Source organism: Rasiella sp. SM2506 (genome assembly GCF_050859505.1).
Lineage (GTDB): Bacteria > Bacteroidota > Bacteroidia > Flavobacteriales > Flavobacteriaceae > Marinirhabdus.
In genome coordinates, this window is record NZ_CP193934.1 from 2,936,747 (window position 1) to 2,958,450 (window position 21,704).

The window sequence follows — 21,704 nt, forward strand, 5'->3', positions numbered from 1 at the left end:
TTATAAAAAACAAATCACAAAAAGTGAGTATTGATTTATTTAAAGATTTCGAACCCGTTTCTGCTAAACAATGGAAACAGAAAATACAAATGGACCTTAAAGGTGCCGACTATAACGACACACTTGTTTGGCAAAGCTTGGAAGGCATTCACGTACGCCCCACGTACCATGCCGACGATACTATTAAAACCCCACAAATTCCAGGCCATCCAAAGCACTGGAACATCGCTCAGGATATTTTTATAGATGACGAAGCAATAGCAAACTCATTAGCACACAATAGCATTGAAAGAGGTGCCGAAGCCATCATCTTTACTGCACAAAACACCTTCGACATTGAGAAAACGTTCGCCAATTTTCCTTTTGAAAAAGCGACCATTTATTTTGAATTTCAGTTTTTAGACGAAGCTTTTTTATTGAAATTGATTCAATATTTAACTCAAAAAGAAGCTGCGGTATCTTACAATATAGACCTGCTTGGACATCTTGCCAAAACTGGAAATTGGTTTCAAAACCAGATAAACGACCACAAAATTCTCGATTCCCTTCATCAAAAATATTCAGAGAAGCAGTTGATAGCTGTGGATACTTCGGTGTATCAAAATGCAGGTGCTACTATTGTACAACAACTTGCTTACGGGCTGGCTCATGCCAATGAATATCTAAATCACTACTGTCACACTGAGCGCAGTCGAAGTGCTTCTATCTCGCTAACTTTCAAAATCGCAACGGGCTCCAATTACTTTTTCGAAATCGCGAAAATTAGAGCGCTTCGGTTATTGTATGCAAGTTTGGCTTCTGAATACAACGTTTCAGAAACCTGTCACATACTCGCCACTCCTTCCAAAAGAAATAAAACCCTTTACGATTATAATGTAAATATGTTACGAACTACCACCGAAACAATGAGCGCAGTTTTAGGGGGCGCCGATACCGTTTGTAATCTTCCGTATGATGCGTTGTATCACAAAAGCAATGAGTTTGGCGAACGTATTTCTCGCAATCAATTATTAATCCTAAAAAAGGAAAGCTATTTCGATGCTGTTTCAAACCCGGCAGATGGTAGTTATTATATTGAGACGCTTACCCAACAATTGGCTGAACAGGCATTGGACATCTTTAAATCTATTGAAAAAGGCGGCGGATTGGTATCTCAATTAAAGAACGGCACCCTTCAGAAAAAGATAAAAGAAAGCGCGACAAAAGAGCAGCAATGGTTCGACCAGGGGAAATTGATATTAGTAGGGACTAATAAATATCCTAACGATGCAGACCGAATGAAAAACGATTTAGAACTGTACCCATTTGTAAAAACAAATATGCGTAAAACCCTAATAATACCTATCATCGCCAGGAGATTAGCAGAAAAAGTAGAACAAGAACGATTGGATCATGAATAGAAAGAACTTTGAAAATCTTAGGCTGAAAAGCACGAATGAAGCACGACACGTATCGCACGATGAAAGTTTTCAAACTGCTGAAGATATTCCAGTTAAGAAAATTTACTCAGAAACAGATACAAAAGATCTAAACCATTTAAATTTTGTAGCGGGTCTGGCTCCCAACCTCCGCGGCCCCTACTCTACTATGTATGTACGGCGGCCCTGGACCATTCGCCAATATGCAGGTTTTTCTACTGCGGAAGACAGTAATGCCTTTTACAGAAGAAATTTAGCAGCAGGTCAAAAAGGACTTTCCGTGGCATTCGATCTGGCTACGCACCGTGGCTATGATAGCGATCACGAGCGTGTGGTGGGTGATGTTGGGAAAGCAGGTGTTGCCATTGATAGCGTGGAGGATATGAAAATTTTGTTCGACCAGATTCCGTTGGACAAGATGAGTGTTTCTATGACCATGAACGGCGCCGTCTTACCCATTATGGCATTCTATATTGTAGCTGCCGAAGAGCAAGGCGTTTCTCCTGAAGCCTTGGCAGGAACCATTCAAAATGATATTTTAAAAGAGTTCATGGTACGGAATACGTATATCTATCCGCCAACCCCTTCCATGAAAATAATCAGTGATATTTTTGAATTTGCTTCAGAAAAGATGCCGAAATTTAATAGTATTTCTATTTCGGGTTACCATATGCAGGAAGCAGGAGCCACCTGTGACATTGAACTGGCGTACACCTTGGCAGACGGATTGGAATACATTCGCACTGGGATTGCAGCCGGAATGGATATTGACACCTTCGCTCCTCGCCTCTCCTTCTTTTGGGCGATTGGGATGAATCATTTTATGGAGATCGCCAAAATGCGCGCTGCCCGAATGTTATGGGCAAAAATTGTAAAGCAGTTCAATCCGAAGAATCAGAAATCGCTTGCGTTACGAACCCACTGCCAGACAAGTGGATGGAGTTTAACGGCGCAGGATCCTTTTAATAATGTAGCCAGAACGTGTATTGAAGCAGCTGCAGCAGCATTTGGAGGAACGCAGAGTTTACATACCAATGCACTGGATGAAGCCATTGCGTTGCCAACCGATTTTTCAGCAAGAATAGCGAGAAACACACAAATTTATTTGCAGGAAGAAACGCAAATTAATAGAACGGTAGATCCGTGGGCAGGAAGTTATTATGTAGAAAGCTTAACGAATGACATTGCAGAAAAAGCATGGCAACTTATAGAGGAAGTTGAGGAGTTAGGTGGCATGACCAAAGCCATTGAAGCAGGAATTCCAAAACTACGTATTGAAGAAGCCGCCGCAAGAAAGCAAGCTAGAATAGATGGTGGTACAGATATCATTGTTGGGGTGAATCAATTTCAGTTAGAGAAAGAAGATCCGTTACAGATATTGGATGTAGACAATCAGAAAGTTCGCAAAGGACAAATGGAGCTATTGGAACGCATTAAAACAGAAAGAAATGCAGCAAAAGTTTCTGCTACCTTAAAAAAATTAACCGAATGCGCCAAAACAGGTGATGGAAATTTACTAGCTTTAGCCATAGAGGCCGCCCGGGAAAGAGCCACGCTGGGAGAAATTAGCGATGCGTTGGAAGAAGTATTTGGTAGGTACAAAGCACAAATTAAATCGTTTAGTGGCGTGTATAGTAAAGAAATAAAGAAAGACCCGCAGTTTGCAAAAGCCAGAGAGCTGGCAGATACGTTTGCCGAGCAGGAAGGGCGTCGCCCCCGTATTATGATTGCCAAAATGGGACAAGACGGTCACGATCGTGGTGCCAAAGTAGTGGCTACGGGCTATGCCGATGTTGGCTTTGATGTAGACATTGGCCCCTTATTTCAAACCCCAAAAGAAGCCGCGCAACAAGCCATTGAAAATGATGTACACATTTTGGGTGTTTCCAGTCTTGCCGCAGGTCATAAAACACTCGTTCCTCAAGTAATCGAGGAAATGAAAAAACTGGGTCGTGAAGATATTATGGTGATTGTTGGGGGAGTCATTCCGCCACAAGATTATCAATTTTTGTTTGATGCGGGTGCGGTAGCTGTATTTGGCCCTGGAACGAAGATTAGTGATGCTGCCATTGCTATTTTAGAGGTTTTGATTGATGGTGAATCCTAAGTAAAATGAACAAGTACATCATAAAAACCACCCGCCTAGGCCTTCGCAACTGGCTCCCAAGTGACTCCACTCCTTTTATTGAAATGTGTCAGGATCCTGAAGTTATGCAACATTTTCCAGCCATACTTTCAGCGGAAGAGACTTTAGACCTAATTGCCAGGTTAAAAGACCATTTTAAGGAGTTTGGGTATACGTATTTTGCTGTAGACGAATTAGAAACGGGCGATTTTATTGGCTTTGCCGGTTTAAAGAACCAAACCTGGGAAAGCGACTTTACGCCTTGTATAGATGTTGGATATCGCTTTAAGACATCGGCCTGGGGTAAAGGCTATGCGACCGAGACAGCAACAGCGTGTCTTGAAAATGCCTACTCATTATTTGGAATTAAGGAAGTATTGAGTTTTACAACCGATACTAACAAAGCTTCAGAACAAGTGATGAAAAAAATTGGAATGCACTACATAGGAACCGTACAACACCCTTTAATTACTGGGGATGACAGGTTTAAGCATTGTGTGGTTTATACGAAAACAATACAGGAGAAAAATTGATGGTTTGATGCACGACTTTTATACCTAAGCAAAATCCAATCTACATACCAAATTTACCTCTCAAAGCGAAGCGCACTCAACACTCATCACTAATTATCAATTAACTCAATTCCATCCTCTTTAATGGTAATCTGCTTGTCTTTGTAAAGACTTCCAATCGCTTTTTTAAACGATTTTTTACTCAGTCCCAACTCATTTTTAATGGCTTCGGGATCGCTTTTGTCGTGTAGCGGTAAGAATCCGCCAGCTGCTTTTAATTCATCTAATACATAATTCGCATTAGGCTCTATACTTCGGTAGCCTGGGTGTTGTAAGACTATATCTATTTTATTATCCTCACGCACCTTTTTAATAAAAGCTTTCATCCTATCACCTGTACGAATGTCTTCAAAAATATCGTCTATATAAATGAGGCCGTGGTACTTTCCATTTACTATGGCATTGGCACCTTTTTCGGTTAAGTGAGTGACTAAAATTTCAACCTGATCATACTTTTCAAGCTCTAGATTTGAATTATCGAGAAATTTATTGGTTTTACTAGAGCCTACTAACCTATTGGTAACTTCGTCTAAAGATAAATACACTATGTACCAATTACCAACCTTCATAGGTCTTGCCTGTTCTTTAAAAGGTACAAACAATTGCTTTTGCACACCCCAATCCATAAAAGCACCAAATTCATTTACATCTGCACAATGCAAATATCCAAATGTATTAAGCGTTAAATAAGGATGTAACGTTGTAGCCACAGGGCGTTCATCATAATCCAGATACACAAATACTTCCATAGGTTCGCCAATAGCAAAATCCTCAGGTTTGTATTTATTGGGAAGCAAGACTTCATCTTCTTCGGCATTGGCTAAAAAGAGACCTGGCTCTGTGTCTCTTACTATGTATAATTCTTGATATTCTCCTAATTTCAGCATAATAGCAAAGGTACGATTTAAGGGTTGTAATCTAATAAAGTTAAAAAAGAATTGACTACGCGATAAACTTAAAATACTCAAGCAGAATTTTATCATTTATATCGGAAGGCGTAAAAACCTCCAAGACTTTTGGACGTTCACTTTCAGTATAAAACCTTTTTAAAGCTGAAGAAACCTCGCTTATAGTGTTTGCTGAAACATAATCCAACTGATACATATCACATAATTGAGACGCATTCAATTGGTGTTTTGTTTCAAAATAGGTCTTAAAGTTCTTGGTTTCCTTATCTCCGGGAAGTATCCTGAAAATACCGCCACCCCCATTGTTAACGATGATAATTCTAAAATTAGATGGAATATATTCATTCCATAATGCATTACTGTCGTAGAAAAAACTTAGATCACCGGTAATGTATACGGTTTGTTTTTTTGAAGCCACAGCAGCACCAATCGCCGTACTGGTACTTCCATCTATGCCACTGGTACCGCGGTTACAAAACACCTCAAAACTTGGGTCTATCTGGAAGAGTTGTGCGTAGCGTATCGTGGCACTATTGGCCAATTGAAGCTGAATATTTTTTGGAGCCGTTTCAAACAGCGTTGCAAATACTTTAAAATCTGAAAAAGGAATTTCAGCCAAATAATTTTCGTGTTGGGAAAGCCTATGCTGTCTCACCTGTAACCAATGATGTTGGTATTCGCTTTTCACTGAATCACAGTTCTCATACAACGCAGATAGAAAAAAATTGGGTGAGGTTTTGCCGTGATAGTCTAAAGCAAAAAAAGTATCATACGCTTTTTTAGAATCTATATGCCAATGTTTTTTGGGTTGAAATTTCCTCAAAAAAGCTTTGATACGTTTTGAAACGATCAAGCCGCCAAAGGTTAGCAAAACATCGGGTTGCAGGGCTTCAAATTCTGTTTCGGTAAGTGAGGATATTAACTGGTCTATCGCTGGAATAAAATTTGGGTGGTGTACGTTGCTGGTAGTTTCGGTTAACACCACAACACTTTCATCTTCGGCAAGAGATTTAATTTGTTGTGCTTCAATACTATTTGGCTTGAGCACACCTACTAATACCATCTTTTTTAAAGAAGTATTCCACATTTCAGAAAACCCTTTCCATGCGTCTTCTTCAATTTTTTCTGAAAATTGTTGGCGTGCGGGAACGTGTTGTGGACGTACTAAAAGATCTGGAACGCTATGATACAACGGTTCAGAAAAGGGAACATTTATATGCACGGGACCATTGAGTTCTATAGCTGTGTTTAGAGCAATATTTATTTCAGTTTCATTAAAAACCTGATGCTCCTGCCCTTCTTTACAATTGGCGGAGTATAAAATATGGTTCCCATACACATTTTCTTGCTGAATAGTTTGCCCATCGCCAACCTCTACCAGGTGCTCGGGTCTGTCTGCACTAATCACTACCAAGGGAATATCGATATAGTATGCCTCTGCTACGGCAGGAAAATAATTAAGTAAAGCAGATCCTGAAGTACACACCACCGCTACCGGTTTTTGGAGTTGTTGTGCCAAACCCAATGCAAAAAAAGCAGCGCACCGCTCGTCTACAATACTAAAATTTTTAAAATCGGGGTGCTCTGTAAAGCCAATGGTTAAAGGAGCGTTACGTGAACCAGGTGAAATTACAATGTGGTCTATCCCTTTGGCTAGGCATAATTGTGTGACCGTTTGTGAGAGTGGTTTATTGCTAAATTTCATTAGTACAAAGGTACAACTGCCGAATGAAATTTTAAAGAAGCGGCTGCAATACTTTGGCCATGGTTTGTAACTTATTATGGGTTTCTTGCCATTCAGCTTCGGGTTTGGAATCTTCGGTAATACCACCACCTGCGTAGAGGGTGGCTATCTTGTCTTTAATTTTAAAACATCGCAGGTTTACGAAAAGTTCGGTTTTGTTTACCTCACTGTTCGTTACACCTAAGAAGCCAGTATAAAATTCTCGGTCGTAACCTTCAGTATCCATAATAAAACTTTGAGCTGTCTTTCTTGGTGTACCACAAACTGCAGGTGTTGGATGTATCGATTCTACAACCTTCTGAAGCGCATATTTATTAGTGTTAAGCACTCCTTGTATGTCGGTTCGTAAATGCGCCAGACTCCCTGCGATGTGTGTTTTGGTTTTGGAAACATTCAATACTGTAGTTTTATCCAGTAAATTTTCCACAATAGCTTCTACCACCCATTGTTGTTCATTTTTTTCTTTATTTTCCCAAAAAATAATAGATTGCCCTTCTATTTTTTGTGTCCCCGCAAGTGCCATTGTTGAAAATGCAGCACCGTTGGTTTTTATAAGCACCTCTGGCGTAGCACCACACCAAAGAGATGTTTCAGGATGGTACCAGATATATCTAAAGGCGGTTGGATTTTGGGAAAAGAGCGAATCACAAAGTTTTTTTAAATCGAAGTTTTTTAGAACTACTTCTTTTTTTCTTGAAACTACAATTTTTTGAACCCTACCCGTTTCAATTTTAGCTATAGCTTTTGAGATTAAGGCAAGATGATTCTTTTTATCTTGTGAGTTTTCTGTAATTACTGAGGCGTTTGTGGTATCTGGAATCTCTGGAATGCCTTCGCAAACAAACATTTCACTGAGATCCATTGGGATTTGTACTATTTTGTTTTTTGAATCGAAGGGTGCAAAAACAAAACCGTTTTCTTGTAATAATTGTGAAGTAATAAGGTTGGCATTCCTTTGGAATATGCCTACAATTTCAGCACTGTCTGGTAATGAATACAGAACAAAGGGGAGGTTTTTTTCAAAATGAAACACTATTTTTTGAGCGAGTTGAGGGTACTGCATTCGGTTTCGTTTATAGGTACAAAAAAATACGTTTATTTGTTACTTAAAAGTACATCTAATAGCTAGACTACTAAAATAAAACGTTATTTATTTAGGCAACGTAATGGTCGTTAATTTTACCAAGGATACAAGTTGGCCCTCCTCATTCACTATTCGTATTTGCCATAATTGGGTGGTTCTTCCCTGGTGTAATACCGTGGCGTGCGCATATACAAAGCCATCTCGTACACTTTTTACATGATTAGCTGCAATCTCAATACCTCGTATCGCAACATTTTTCGCATCTAAAAAAATAAACGCGGCCGCACTCCCAACACTTTCTGCCAAAGCGACAGAAGCGCCCCCATGAAGTACACCATCTGGTTGATGGACTCTTGACGTCACAGGCATACGCGCAACTAACTTATTTTCGGAAACATCTATAAACTCAATCTCCAAGGTTTCCATGAGTGTATTTTCACACATTTTCCTGCAAGCTTCAAGTATTTCTTCTTTCGAATTTATCATAACAATTAAATTACCTTTGTAAAAGTACAAAAGAAGCCCAATACAAATGAAAGAAAAACAAGTAACCTACACCACATCCAATACCTACACTACCTTAAATTCCTATACAAGCAAAACAAAAAACGTTTGGTTGGTTTTTCACGGAATGGGCTATTTAAGCACCTATTTTGGGAAGTATTTTAAAGAATTAGATTCCGAAGAAAATTTCGTTATCATTCCGCAGGCTCCTTCAAAATTTTATTTGGGGAAAGAATATCGTCACGTAGGAGCTAATTGGCTTACCAAAGTAAACACTGTAGAAGACACTAAAAATGTTCTTTCCTATATAGACGCCGTATGGAAAGAAGAAAAACCTAAAACACTTCCCCGTTTTATTATATTAGGATATTCTCAAGGGGTTTCTATCGCAATGCGTTGGTTGGCTAGTAGAAAAATTCTATGTGATGCTATAGTCTTACATAGTGGTGGTATTCCGAAAGAATTAAATAAAAACGATTTCCAGTATCTTTCTGAAAGTTGCAAGGTTACTTATTTATATGGCGATAAAGATCCATACATCACTGAAGCCAAGAAAACCGAAGAAATTTTAAAAGGAAATTCAATTTTTGGAGATCGTCTCGACATTACAGTGTTTAAAGGTGTTCACGAGGTATACATCCCTTTTATAAACCGTTTAGCAGAAAAAAAGGTGCGTTAAACCGTGTATTTCATCGAAAATATTTGCGTTTCAGCAAATTATAGCTTTAATTTACTTCAAATTGTAAGAATAATCTGATAACCAACTGATGAAAAGACTTTTACTAACCTCCGTTCTCGCTTTATTTTGTGTTATTGTAACTGCACAAGTAACCCCTAAAGAGAAGCAAGCATTGCTTGATTTTTATATTGAAACACAAGGCGACCAATGGGTTCAGTCCTGGGATATAAACACGCCAGTTTCAGAATGGCAAGGCATTACTGTTGAAAATGATAAGGTGACAGGTATTAGCCTTCTTTTTAACAATGTAGCGGGAGAGTTACCTGCTTCTATTGGAGATTTGGTTCACTTAAAAACATTAGAATTATCGTTTAATAAAATACAGGGTGCCTTACCTGAAACCTTAGGGAATTTAAAAAACTTAGAAGTATTGGCTTTTAACGGCAACGCCCTCACAGGTGTTATTCCAGGTTCTTTAGGCAATCTTACCAATCTTAAACAATTACATTTAAGTAGCAATAAGCTTACTGGAAATGTACCAACAGCGATCAATAATTTAACGGAACTTGAAGTTTTTAATGTGTTTGATAATAATTTGGCTGGCTCACTTCCTGTTCAACTGGCAAACAACAGTAACTTAAAAGAATTAATGATTGCCGAAAACAATTTTACAAATATTGAGATGTTTTCTATTGTGCTATTGTCTAACTCTGGTGCCTTAGATTTAGAAAAAAGGACGCTAGTTCCTACGGCTAAAACAGTAATCGCTATAGAATCTAGCGACGATAACTAAGTACATATATTTTTAAAGGTTAAGACTTAAAATGATCTGTATTCTACAGATCATTTTTTTTTTTATTTTTTTCTGGTAAAAAAGAAAACCATCACCCCTCCCGTAATAAACATAAGCAAGCTATATACCGCAGGTGCTATGGCAAAAGATGTATTCTGAAGCATAATTACAGCAATGGTAATAGCTAAAGTCCCATTTTGAATGCCAGACTCTATGGAAATACTTATAGCCGAAGGTGTAGACAAACGAAACAATTTTGCCGAGAAATAACCCAAAAACATAGTAATCACATTCAGTAAAAAAGCTGCGATTCCTGCTTGCTGAAAATAGGCTCCAAAATTAGCCCGCTCTTTAAGTACAAGACCAATAATGATTAACGCCAACACCACTCCGGAAGCGATACGTACAGGTTTTCCCATTTTAATAGCAAACGCAGGTTGCATACGCCTAATAAACATCCCAATAGCAATAGGAATAATTACGATTCCAAATATCTGTACGATGGTCTGAAAAATATTTAATTGGACCTCCTGCCCTGCACCCATAAAATATTCCGAAGAAAAAGACACGATAAAAGGGATGGTAACAATAGTAATAATGCTACTTATAGCTGTGAGCGAGACAGACAAAGCCAAATTTCCTTTTGCCATAAATGAAATTAAATTAGAGGTGGGACCTCCTGGACATGCCGCAAGAATCATAATTCCTACTGCAATTTCTGGTTGCATTGGAATAAAAATTGCAATTAAAAATCCTACCAGAGGTAAGAAAACTAATTGGTTGGTGAGCCCAATACCTATGGCTTTTGGATATAGGACAATTCGTTTAAAATCGGCCATTTGTAAAGAAAGTCCCATGCCCAGCATAATAATAAAAAGTGCTCCCGCAAGGATGAAAGTAGATAGGTTATCCATAGATACAACTATTGTGTTATTTCAAATGTAACACATTATTGCTTAGTCAGGAAATTGGACTGTTTTGTGTATATTTAACGAATTAGAGTTATTTAATTCATCCTACAAACCTTTCCTTCTTATGAAAAATGGTCCGCTTTTAGTTACATTACTTTTCTCTTTTGCTGTTTTTGGGCAAAGCACATTTCAGTATACGCCAGAAAACACAACACAAATATCCAACAAAGCTGCCGTAACCCAAATTAGCGCTACTCTTGGCTATCAAGGATACGATGAAACACAGGAATATTTTGGACAGGGTGAATATGAGATTTTCCTGGATACAGTAGATGGTATATTAGACAAACCCGTTATTTTATTAGATGGTTTTGACCCAGGAGATGCAAGAGATATTAATGGGCTGTATAATAGTCTGGCTTTTGGTGGTGAGAATTTGGCAGACCTTGTTCGTGATGAAGGATATGATATTGTGGTGCTCAATGCCCCAGTGTATACCACAGGCGGAAAAGAGATAGACGGCGGAGGAGATTTTATCCAGCGTAATGCTATGGTCTTAATTGAACTTATTAATTTTCTGAATGAAGAAAAAGTGGGAAATGAAGAATTGGTAGTGCTAGGACCCAGTATGGGAGGCCTTATCGCAAGATACGGACTAGCTTTTATGGAACAGAACAGTATGCCACACGAAACTAGGCTGTATATCTCTTTCGATTCGCCACATAAAGGTGCGAATATTCCTATTAGTTTACAATACCTTATTAACTATTTGGCACAAGAAGTAGGCGATGCACAGGCCATAGCCATTGTAGACGAAGTTTTAAACGCTCCAGCGGCCAAAGAAATGCTGTACGATCATTTATTAGGACATTTGCTGGCTGGGTCCCCTACAGAGCAAGACCCAACCAAATTGTTGCCCGCTGGAGCGCCAGATTTCAGAGATGCTTTTCAGGCAGAGTTAGATGCTTTGGGATTTCCACAAAACGTGCGGAATGTAGCGATGATCAATGGGGCTGGAAACGGACTTACAACGGGAATGCCAGGTATTCAAATTGTAGATACTACCCTAGATTTAGGTTCTGGAGCTACCGCAGATGTGGTATTACATTTTGCGCCAGAAGCCAATACAACTATTAATGTAACTTCTTTTGACAGTTTTTTCGCAGGTTTCCCAATAGACTCTTTTGATGCAGACGCGCAAAGTGAACCAACTATTGACGGGATTGATGCTTCACCAGGAGGCGTATCCTTTATTTCAAACGCTTTAGGTGGCGGCGGTGGAAATCCTGCTATTCAGGATTTTATTGATGCGTTAGATCAAGATGCTTTCGCTTTCATCCCTACCATAAGCGCCTTGGCACTAGAAACCGAAAACGATTGGTTTGCTCTTCCGGATTTGAACGATTCTCCCTTTGTGAATTTTCATATCCCTAATACGAACGAGCGTCACGTAGAACCAACAGCTCAAAATGTAGCTTTTGCACTAGCCGAAATCTTACAAATACCTTTAGGTGTTTCTGAAAATGAATTTTCTGGAGCATTTCAGTTAGTGCGCAATCCGGTTGCTGAAACTATTGAACTACTTGTAGATTCTTCGGTTGTTAATGGAAGTATTATCACTGCTGAAATTTATAATCAGTTGGGGCAGCAATTAGTTGAAACTACCATTTCAGTAACTTCATCTAGAATTTCCATAGCACAAACCTTGCCCACAGCAATGTATTTTCTGAATCTAAGCACCGATAGCGGAAATCAAACCTTGAAATTTTTAGTAAAATAATACTGTAGCATTTGAAAAATATCACCTTCCGAAGAACCAACGGAACAAATCCAGCATTTCTTGAACTGGTAAAACATTTGGACGCCTCCCTTGCCAAAAGTGACGGCGACTTGCACGATTTTTATAACCAGTACAATGGCTTGGAAAATATACATCACGTGTTGGTATTTTATTCCGAAGAAACACCCATTGCTTGCGGTGCACTTAAAAAATACAACCCTACTACTGCCGAAATAAAACGAATGTTTACAACTGTGAACTATCGGGGAAAAGGAATAGGCTCGCAAGTATTGTTACAGCTGGAAGCCTGGGCAACCGAGCTTAGGTTTACATCTTGTGTTTTAGAAACGGGTAAACGCCAACCAGATGCCATTGCACTTTACAAGAAAAACAACTATGTAGAAATACCGCTATATGGCCAATATGTTGGGATGGAGAATAGCGTGTGTTTTCAGAAAATGCTTTGAAGTAAATATCAATACTTTTAACACGATAAAAAATATATCTTACATTAATTATTTTCTCTGTGCCCCCTGTGCCTCTGTGGTGATTCATAATCCTGCATACCACCACAAAGGCACGAAGAACACAAAGAGATTGTTGTGCGTTTAGCAAAGAGCCATTATAAAATATCATTTGTGCAATTTCTATAACAGAGCAGGAATTTAAGAATTTATAACACATCAACTGGTTCATTAATTATTCAACTAGATTTCCATAACTTTATAAAAAACCAATCAACCATGAAACGCTTCCTTACACTACCCCTACTCTGTCTTTTTATATCCCTTTCGGTTTCAGCTCAAAAAAAAGAAGCTACCACTAGCGTAGATACGCTTTACAGCGGATTAAAATGGCGCAATATTGGTCCCTTTCGTGGCGGGCGTTCTGTAGCATCCTCTGGTGTGGTGGGGCAACCTATGACCTATTATATGGGAAGTACAGGCGGTGGTGTTTTTAAAACTGAAGACGACGGTATCTCCTGGAAAAACATATCGGACGGGTTCTTTAAAACCGGAACGGTAGGTGCCATTGCAGTTTCAGAAAGCAACCCGAATATTGTTGTGGTTGGAATGGGCGAACACGCTGCCCGCGGGGTGATGACCTCTATGGGAGACGGTGTGTACAAATCTACCGATGCAGGAAAAACCTGGAAACATATTGGACTGGACTTTACACGTCATATTTCAGATGTAATTATAAATCCTACTAACCCAGATATTTTATTTGTGGCGGCACAAGGAGCGCAATTTGGCCCTTCCGAAGAACGTGGAATTTATAAATCTACAGACGGTGGAAAAACGTGGAAAAAAACATTGTATGTAGATGAAAACACAGGCGCTTCAGATTTGACGATGGATTTTAAGAATCCGCTGATCCTATACGCGGCAATGTGGCAACACCGTCGCTATCCTTGGACGATGGAAAGTGGTGGCAAGACTTCTGGTTTATACAAATCGAATGACGGTGGTGACACCTGGGAACCTATGAAAGAAGGAATTCCTGATGCTTTCGGGAAATCCGGGATTTCAGTATCTCGTGCCAATCCAGATCGTGTGTTTGCGGTTATAGAAGCCGAAGGTGACAAAGCAGGGGTCTATAGAAGTGACGACGCTGGAAAATCGTGGAAACAAATTAACAAAGACCGCGTGAACATAACTCGTTCCTGGTATTATATGGAAATATTTGCCGATACCCAGGACGAAAATGTAGTCTATGTGTTAAACGCACCCGTGATGAAATCTATAGACGGTGGGAAAAGTTTTGAAAATGTTTCTGTCCCACACGGAGATAATCACCATTTATGGATTCATCCTGAAAACAACCAGGTGATGATTAACAGTAACGACGGTGGTGCCAATATTTCGAATAATGGTGGTAAAAGCTGGAGTACGCAGGAAAATCAGGCAACGGCTCAGTTTTATAGAGTAATTACAGATAATTTGGTTCCCTACAATGTATATGGCGGGCAACAGGACAATAGCGCTATTGCTATCTCCAGCAGAACCAACGGCGCAGGAATCGATTGGAAAAATTGGTACAGTGTTGCTGGCTGTGAAAGTGCTTTTTTAGCTTTTGATCCAGACAATCCAATTGAAATTTATGGCGGTTGCTATCAGGGAATTATAGAACGCTGGATGAAAAATACGTCTCAATCTAAAATCATTAACCAATATCCTGAACAAGGCCTGAGCAAAGCACCCAAAGATGCCAAATACCGTTTTAACTGGAATGCGCCTATTATAAGCGACCCTTTTAACCGAAAAACCATCTACCACGGTGGAAATCGTGTGTTTAAAACTACGGACGGCGGTACCAGCTGGACAGCCGTGAGCCCAGATCTCACAAGAAATGAAATCGACAAACACGGTCCAGGCGGTGGCCCTTATACCAACGAAGCTGCGGGAGGCGAGAATTACAACACCTTAATGTCTTTAGTGGCTTCTCCATTGGAACAAGGCGTATTGTACGCAGGAAGTGATGACGGCTTGGTACATGTGACCAAAAATGGCGGACAAACCTGGGAAAACATCACTCCTAAAGGAATTGGAGCTTACATTATAAACAGTATCGATGTTTCCCCACACGACAAGGCAACGGCGTATATCGCTGTGATGGGTTATAAGTCTATGAACTTGAAACCGTATATATTTAAAACCAACAACTACGGACAAAGCTGGACAAAAATCACCAACGGCATTACAGGCGATCACACCTTTGTACGCGTGGTGCGCGAAGATCCCAAAAAGAAAGGTTTGCTATACGCAGGAACCGAAACAGGGCTTTATGTGTCGTGGAATGACGGAAAGGATTGGAAACCCTTCCAACTCAATTTACCTGTGGTGCCTATTAACGATCTGGTGATACAAGATAACGATCTGGTAGCAGCCACAGCAGGACGTTCTTTTTGGATTCTGGACGATCTGGGAGCGATTCAAAACAAAGCCGCTTCCGAAGGCAAATTGAGTATAGTACAACCTAAAGATACCTATCTAATTTTTGGCGGAAAAGCACCTGCTGGCAATGGTCTAGGTGAAAACCCTGCCTCTGGCGTAACGCTGGATTATTATCTTCCTGAAGTTAAAGATTCGCTGGATTTAAAATTAGAAATAGTTCAAAACGGAAACGTGATCCGAACGTTTACAAACAAACCTCCAAAAGATTTTAAAACGTGGACGGGCGGCCCTTCGCAACCTGCTGTGCTTCCTGCCAAACAAGGTTTTAATCGTTTTACGTGGGATTTTAGGAAAGAAGGTCTTCCCGCCGTAGACAACGTATTTGTCTTTGGAGATTACCAGGGCGCGACCGTGGCACCAGGCACCTATACCTTGCGCTTAACGGCAGACGAGACCACTACCGAAACGACAGTCACCATTAAACCAAATCCTAATCTGGACACCTCCCCTGCCCAATTTGCAGAACGACAAGCTATCTTAGGACAACTGGAAGGAATGATTACCGAAATTCACGAATCTGTGAATGAAATGCGCTCGGTACAGGCACAGTTAACCCATTACAAGCACCTGTTGAAAGACACTAAAAAAGCAGAAGAACTTCTTAAAAAAGGCGATTCTTTAAGCAAACGCATTACCTCTTGGGAAGAAAACCTGATCCAGACACAGCAAAAAACCTTTCAGGATGTAATTAATTTTAACAACAAACTGAACAGCGAAGTATTGTATTTAAAGGACTTTATAGACAGTCCTATCCCACAAGTAACTGCAGGCTCCAAACAACGTCTTCAGGATCTACAAAAAGACTGGCAAACCTATAAAACGGAACGGGATGCGATTATAACTACTGAAATGGCAATGTATAATAAGATATATGAGGAGTTGCAGTTGCCTGCTTTGGTTTTGAAAAAGGAGTGAGCTAGTGCTTTTCATAGGATGTGTTGTTGTGGCTAGTTTTATTTATATATCTCAATATAAATTGGTATTTTGAAATACACCCCTACAGGCTTACCATCTATTTTCCCAGGTTTAATTCTTCCGAAGGTTTTAAAAGCTCTTGTGATCTCATTTACAATTTTCAAATTACCGTTTCTAACTTTTATGTCAACAATTCTACCTTTATTTGATATTTTGAAAAACACATTAATTGTATGTTTACCTACCTCTAAATTATTTGAATTAAAAACATCGATTCGTAGTTTTCGTTCTAGTCGTTTTCGAAATTTCTGTGTTAAACAAGAATTAATTTCATCATTACTCTTCTTTGAAGTACAGCCAGAGATGATAGGTGGAGTATAATTTATATTACTTTCAAAATTATTCCATTCATCAATAGTGAGATCTTGTGCATAAATTCCTTGGGAGAATATCAATAATAATATAAATAAAGCGTGAATTTTCATGTAAATAGAATTAGCTACAACGGTTTTGTATATGGCTCGTAGCGTGCAAATTAGCGATAACTATTCGGTTGAGCACGAGCCGAATTTTTTAATTTTCTTATTACCTTTTCTTTTCAATAAGCCAAATTAAAAAATTTGGCTACTTCGAAAAGTGCCTGAAACATTGGGTTAAGCACCAATTGCCCTATTATTTTTAGCATCAATGAAAAAGCAGTAAGTCCAGTATCTTTAAAGTTCACTAAAACAATAAGATATGGAGTCTAGACCCACTGCCCAACCAAAGTTATACATTGGAATCGATATTCACAAGCGAAGCTGGAAGATACATTGCGCTACCGACCTGTTTTCGGGCAAATCCTTCACTATGGCGCCTAAACCAGAAATGTTACGTGATTATATTCGTAAACATTTTCCAAAACATAAAGTAGCTACAGCCTACGAAGCTGGTTGCTGCGGGTATTATGCCCACCGTAGTTTTGAGAGTTTTGGTTGGCACTCTCTAGTAGTTAATCCTGCCGATATCCATCGCAAGGGAAAAGAAAAATATACCAAGACAGATAAGATAGATGCGCAGTTAATAGCCAGGGAACTTAAGGACGGGAGGCTAGAGAGCATCCACATTCCAGATGTTGAACGTGAGCAGTTGCGAAGTCTTTTTAGAAGGCGTAATGATCTGGTAAAGGATTTCAGGCGTGTGAAGAGTTTTATAAAAATGCAATTGCTTTATTTCGGGATAGCAATTCCTGATGAGTTCGATAACGACCATTGGAGCCATAAATTTCGTGGATGGGTAGACGAAGTTACTTTCAAATATCCATCGGCCCGTGAGACGCTTGATAGCAGGATGCGCAGTTTTAGGTTTATAGACCAGGAATTACGTGATGTCTCAACAAAGATGCGTGCTTACTGTCGAAAGCATTACAAGAAGGATTATTATTTATTGAAAAGTATTCCGGGGATAGGCGGTATTGTAGCCTGTGGGATTATATGCGAGTTGGGCGATTTAAGACGTTTTAATAGTATAAAACATCTTGCGGGTTATGTTGGGTTAGCTCCAGGCATTCACCAAAGTGGCGACAACCAGAAGAGCACGGGCATTACCATGCGAGCACACCGATTGATGCGTAGTTATTTTATAGAAGCATCTTGGCAGGCCATTAGAACAGATCCGATAATGCAAGGGTACTACCGCAAACATCTAGGGAAGAATGTAAAGTCAATCATCATTAAAGTGGCTCGTAAACTATTGAGCAGAACTTTAGCAGTCATAAAAACAGAAACTCCTTATGCAATAGGAGTGATAGAATAATAGATAGATAACAAAGCTCACAAAGAAGTAGATTTACCTGTACCACAAAACAACGTAGGTGGCTGCCTTTATGGTTGGACCACACATTTATAGCAAGTGGCCAGGTTTATTATAACTTATAATCATACAGATGCTGGTGACCGCGCAAAGACGATGGATCACATATAGGATGCGGAGCAAGTTATAAGTATTTAAATGTTGACAATCAAGCAACATCAAGGAGAAGATTGCCAACATTTAAACACTCCAAAATAATCATTATGAGGTAATTAAAAATAAAATATTAAATTTGAAGAACTGAGCTAGTGCTTTTCATAGGATACGTTGTTACCTGCTGGCTTTATTCCGCAAACTTGCTAGCGTTGGCAAAGTCATACTCTTTTACAGCTTGGGTGAAGCTTGGATGGAGCGACTGTAAATGTGTATGGCTTTCAGCATCGGCAATTTCATTCTGCTATTGTAATTTCATATTTTTTCTCAAAAAACTTATCCAAGGTTTCTCTATCATTTTCATTAATAACAAAATCTATTTCGTCTTTATTTAAATCACAAACACCAAAATTTTTAATATAATTACCATTAAATGAATAGTATTCTGAAGTATAAGGTTTGCTCGTAGTTTTTACATAATACCAAAAGAGTTTGGATTCCATAATTTTTCTAGCTAAAATCATTTCTTGGGTAGTATGACCTATGACTGCTTGTCCATTATAAAACATCAAATTCTCATCAGATTCCATCACAAAACTTGGAACTCTATCTGACATTTTTGGAAAAAACAATTTATTTTCAATTTTTTCTAATGACTGAGTTCTACCAAAAGCAAACCAATTTTCATAATTACCTTTTCCCTTATCGCGACCAGCTAGTATTTTCTTTTTCTTTTTAAGGTATTTATATGCTTTAGGATATATTTCTTTTACAAAAGCCTCATCAAGTAAATTTGGTTTGTTTTTATTGTCATAAGGGAATATTACTTTTTCCTTTAAATTCTCTAGCGATATAGTGCGACTTAATTTGTTAGCATTTATAATATTTCTACAAATTCCTTTCTCAATTTGAAACAAACTACCATTTTGCAAATAATAATAATCATCATCTTCTTTTACAGGATTGAATATATAGACATCATTTTTTAATGTTGCTATTCCGTGTCTGGTATTGAATAAATTACCGAAAGGAACACCAGTTGACTCTATTTTAGAAATAGTTTCAAAATCATTAAGATTCCAACCATTTTTTGAGTTAAGCATTGAATAAGGAATTTTATCAAATTCTTTCTCTCTTTTTGGAAGAAATTGACTTTTTCGTTTACAATATTTGATATAATTTTTAGTTTTATTTTCAATGAGACAGATACAGGTATAAGTGTTTTTAGACTTAAAAACTTGCTCTGTACCAAAATCTATTATCTTAAAACTTAAACTTTTATTCTTAAAATATTCTCTAAGATTTCTACCATTTAAACTCTTGTAGAAACTATTCATTGTAATCAAACCAAGCACTCCGTTTTCTGCTAGATTTTCTAAGCCCAATTGAAAAAATGGAATGTATAAATCTGCATTACCTGAATTACTAACTTCAAACATTTGAATTTTATCGATTGTTTTTTTAGTCATATTCTTGGCACAGACATAAGGAGGATTACCCAATATCATACTAAATCCTGAAAAATCTTCTAAGTTATTGTTCCAGTCAAATGTTAATGCATCATCTGTAAAAAGATTAAATAAAAATTCAGAATCCTCGTTTTCGGAAAGTGCTAAAATTGATAAAAGTATTTTCGTTCTCTTAGTCGAATAACTTTGAATATCTAAACCGTAAATGTTTTTTTCAAATATAATTTTATATGACTGCTTTGTGATTTTTTTCAATTTCTTGGCTGCTGTCAGTAAAAACCCTCCACAACCGCAAGAAATATCGGCAATTGTAATATTGTCAAATTTACCTCTCACAGCGTAAAATGCACGATTTGTGATATATTCTCTTATATATTTCGGTGTGTAAATGGCACCATTTACAATCCTATCTGATGGAGAAATGACAAATTCAAACAATTCTATCAAAGCCTCCAAATCAAATTTCGGTATTTCGGATTTAATTACTAAAATGAAATTATTTAAGTTTTTAAACTCTTCAGAATTTTCGTTTGTTATTATCAGAGATTTTACAAATGAATTTTGCACAACTTTAATGCAGTTTATTTTCAAAAAAGCCGAAACAATAAGTCTATCCACGTCAATTGGAGTGGTAGAATAGGACTTTAAATATTTGAAAACTTGTTGTTTCACTTTATTATTGATTTACTTTTAAATATTGCAAATAATTAATAAACTCTTCTGCCAGTTCGCTATGAACTATTCTTAAATCATTCTTTATTTTTAGATTTTTTGGATTCGCAATTTCTGTTTGAAGCTTTATAAGTTTATCGTTAATTTCGTCTAATTTCCAAATTAGGCTATACCTGGAAAGACCTAAGTTGAGTTTAGAATACATATATTTAGCTTCAACTGAACTGTTTTTTGGTAAAATTGCACCGTTTGCTCCTCTGTCAAAATGATCATTAAAATCAACATCACAAGGGTCAAGATAACTTCCTTCATCATCTGACTTTAAGATGTTTACGTAAGAACAACAGTAAACAAGGTTAGAATATTCGGTAGCCAAATCTGGATTTTTAGAAAATGGTTTAAAATGGTCAATGTGAAAATTGTTTTTTCCTCCAAACCAAAAGTCAGGACAATCAGTATAACCACATCGATTATTAAAATCCGAAGCTAAATATTTCTTGTAACTTCTATATCTCTTATAAACTTTTGTAAAAGTCCTTTCTGGATTAGTATTCCTAAATTTATTCGGCATTATCATCAATCTTTTTTAGTAACTCATCTACCTTATTTAAAATGCTATCGAGTCTATTTGAGTTCGATAATGTTTTAAATTCGGTTGGAATAGAGTTTTGTGCATCAATCGAGTTTTCAATAAAATCGTCAAGAATAATTATCCTGTTTTCCACTTCAATATCGGCCTCGCCTGCTTCTCTAATTTTAACTAATTCCACTAATTCATTCTTTGATTTCTCTATTTTTTGTTTATAATGTTCAATTTGACTAAGAACTCTATCTAGAAACTTTGCTTTCGCATTTCCTTCTTCTTTATTATGAAGAATATTCTTAACGTATACTATATTTACATCATCACTTTGATTTACAGCTTCATCATCTAAAGCAGTAAGTATGAAACAGGGAAAATTACGACGAATCGATTGAAAGCCTTCAACTAATTCAACACCGTTATAAGGAACATTATAATCAATATCAGTTTTCATCTCATTTAGTCGAAAATCAGCTATGAGTGCATCTGGTGCTGTTTTAATAATCAGCTCAATCATTTCTTCTATATCCGCTAAAGGAAACATTGTTATTGGCTTCAATTCTTCTTTGGCAGTAAAATTTTCTACGAAATCTTCAAAGTCATCCAAAGTATCTTTCTCCTCATCAATAAATAATATTTTATACAT

The 21,704-nt window shown here is 37.9% G+C and carries 18 protein-coding genes; 9 read left to right on the forward strand and 9 right to left on the reverse strand.

Features of this window, described 5'->3' with window-relative positions:
* Positions 1–23: 23 nt before the first annotated feature.
* Genes ACQ2HF_RS13270 through ACQ2HF_RS13280 form a run of 3 tightly spaced genes read left to right on the forward strand, consistent with a single transcriptional unit; the run spans position 24 to position 4,076 of the window.
* Complete coding sequence (locus ACQ2HF_RS13270; protein WP_432410899.1) at positions 24–1,400, forward strand: methylmalonyl-CoA mutase subunit beta; 1,377 nt, start codon at positions 24–26, stop codon at positions 1,398–1,400.
* A complete protein-coding gene (gene scpA / locus ACQ2HF_RS13275) occupies positions 1,393–3,525 on the forward strand; it encodes a methylmalonyl-CoA mutase (RefSeq protein ID WP_432410900.1) in 2,133 nt (710 codons plus the stop codon). The genes ACQ2HF_RS13270 and scpA overlap by 8 nt, the downstream gene beginning before the upstream one ends.
* Before the next feature lie 5 nt (positions 3,526–3,530).
* Positions 3,531–4,076, forward strand: a complete 546-nt coding sequence (locus tag ACQ2HF_RS13280; RefSeq protein ID WP_432410901.1) for a GNAT family N-acetyltransferase — start codon at positions 3,531–3,533, stop codon at positions 4,074–4,076.
* Positions 4,077–4,165: 89 nt separating this feature from the next.
* On the opposite strand, the gene ACQ2HF_RS13285 is transcribed toward ACQ2HF_RS13280, so the two are convergent.
* The 4 genes from ACQ2HF_RS13285 to ACQ2HF_RS13300 all read right to left on the reverse strand — a co-directional run bounded on the left by ACQ2HF_RS13285 (position 4,166) and on the right by ACQ2HF_RS13300 (position 8,337).
* Complete coding sequence (locus tag ACQ2HF_RS13285) at positions 4,166–5,002, reverse strand: CvfB family protein (RefSeq protein WP_432410902.1); 837 nt, start codon at positions 5,000–5,002, stop codon at positions 4,166–4,168.
* A 55-nt stretch (positions 5,003–5,057) separates the two neighbouring features.
* On the reverse strand, positions 5,058–6,728 hold the full coding sequence (gene menD, locus ACQ2HF_RS13290) for a 2-succinyl-5-enolpyruvyl-6-hydroxy-3-cyclohexene-1-carboxylic-acid synthase (protein ID WP_432410903.1): 1,671 nt from the start codon (positions 6,726–6,728) through the stop codon (positions 5,058–5,060).
* Between the two features lie 31 nt (positions 6,729–6,759).
* Positions 6,760–7,830 carry an isochorismate synthase gene (locus ACQ2HF_RS13295; RefSeq protein WP_432410904.1) on the reverse strand — a complete coding sequence of 357 codons (1,071 nt, stop codon included), beginning with the start codon at positions 7,828–7,830 and terminating at the stop codon, positions 6,760–6,762.
* 87 nt (positions 7,831–7,917) lie between these two features.
* Positions 7,918–8,337, reverse strand: coding sequence for a PaaI family thioesterase (locus ACQ2HF_RS13300; RefSeq protein WP_432410905.1), 420 nt, complete (start codon positions 8,335–8,337; stop codon positions 7,918–7,920).
* Positions 8,338–8,383: 46 nt separating this feature from the next.
* On the opposite strand from ACQ2HF_RS13300, the gene ACQ2HF_RS13305 reads away from it, so the two are divergent.
* Positions 8,384–9,034 (forward strand): alpha/beta hydrolase, encoded by a 651-nt coding sequence (locus tag ACQ2HF_RS13305; RefSeq protein WP_432410906.1) that lies wholly within the window; start codon positions 8,384–8,386, stop codon positions 9,032–9,034.
* An 88-nt stretch (positions 9,035–9,122) separates the two neighbouring features.
* Complete coding sequence (locus tag ACQ2HF_RS13310) at positions 9,123–9,827, forward strand: leucine-rich repeat domain-containing protein (protein ID WP_432410907.1); 705 nt, start codon at positions 9,123–9,125, stop codon at positions 9,825–9,827.
* A 62-nt stretch (positions 9,828–9,889) separates the two neighbouring features.
* On the opposite strand, the gene ACQ2HF_RS13315 is transcribed toward ACQ2HF_RS13310, so the two are convergent.
* Entirely contained in the window at positions 9,890–10,741 is an 852-nt protein-coding gene (locus ACQ2HF_RS13315) for a bile acid:sodium symporter family protein (RefSeq protein ID WP_432410908.1), read from the reverse strand.
* A gap of 121 nt (positions 10,742–10,862) precedes the next feature.
* Between ACQ2HF_RS13315 and ACQ2HF_RS13320 the strand changes: the two genes are divergently transcribed.
* The 3 genes from ACQ2HF_RS13320 (at position 10,863) to ACQ2HF_RS13330 (ending at position 16,390) form a co-directional block, all read left to right on the forward strand.
* The gene (locus ACQ2HF_RS13320; RefSeq protein WP_432410909.1) at positions 10,863–12,518 is read left to right on the forward strand and encodes a T9SS type A sorting domain-containing protein; all 1,656 of its coding nucleotides are present in this window, start codon (positions 10,863–10,865) and stop codon (positions 12,516–12,518) included.
* An 11-nt stretch (positions 12,519–12,529) separates the two neighbouring features.
* Positions 12,530–12,985: a GNAT family N-acetyltransferase gene (locus ACQ2HF_RS13325; protein WP_432410910.1), complete on the forward strand. Its 456-nt coding sequence runs from the start codon at positions 12,530–12,532 to the stop codon at positions 12,983–12,985.
* A 276-nt stretch (positions 12,986–13,261) separates the two neighbouring features.
* Positions 13,262–16,390 (forward strand): VPS10 domain-containing protein, encoded by a 3,129-nt coding sequence (locus ACQ2HF_RS13330; RefSeq protein WP_432410911.1) that lies wholly within the window; start codon positions 13,262–13,264, stop codon positions 16,388–16,390.
* A gap of 38 nt (positions 16,391–16,428) precedes the next feature.
* Here ACQ2HF_RS13330 and ACQ2HF_RS13335 read toward each other — a convergent pair whose 3' ends face one another.
* On the reverse strand, positions 16,429–16,875 hold the full coding sequence (locus ACQ2HF_RS13335) for a hypothetical protein (protein WP_432410912.1): 447 nt from the start codon (positions 16,873–16,875) through the stop codon (positions 16,429–16,431).
* Between the two features lie 253 nt (positions 16,876–17,128).
* Between ACQ2HF_RS13335 and ACQ2HF_RS13340 the strand changes: the two genes are divergently transcribed.
* Complete coding sequence (locus ACQ2HF_RS13340; RefSeq protein WP_432410913.1) at positions 17,129–18,184, forward strand: IS110 family transposase; 1,056 nt, start codon at positions 17,129–17,131, stop codon at positions 18,182–18,184.
* Between the two features lie 446 nt (positions 18,185–18,630).
* Here the strand turns inward: ACQ2HF_RS13340 and ACQ2HF_RS13345 are convergent, their stop codons facing one another.
* Genes ACQ2HF_RS13345 through ACQ2HF_RS13355 form a run of 3 tightly spaced genes read right to left on the reverse strand, consistent with a single transcriptional unit; the run spans position 18,631 to position 21,704 of the window.
* On the reverse strand, positions 18,631–20,475 hold the full coding sequence (locus ACQ2HF_RS13345; RefSeq protein ID WP_432410914.1) for an HsdM family class I SAM-dependent methyltransferase: 1,845 nt from the start codon (positions 20,473–20,475) through the stop codon (positions 18,631–18,633).
* Between the two features lie 4 nt (positions 20,476–20,479).
* A complete protein-coding gene (locus ACQ2HF_RS13350; protein WP_432410915.1) occupies positions 20,480–21,046 on the reverse strand; it encodes a hypothetical protein in 567 nt (188 codons plus the stop codon).
* A complete protein-coding gene (locus ACQ2HF_RS13355; RefSeq protein ID WP_432410916.1) occupies positions 21,036–21,704 on the reverse strand; it encodes a hypothetical protein in 669 nt (222 codons plus the stop codon). Before ACQ2HF_RS13355 ends, ACQ2HF_RS13350 begins: the two co-directional genes overlap by 11 nt.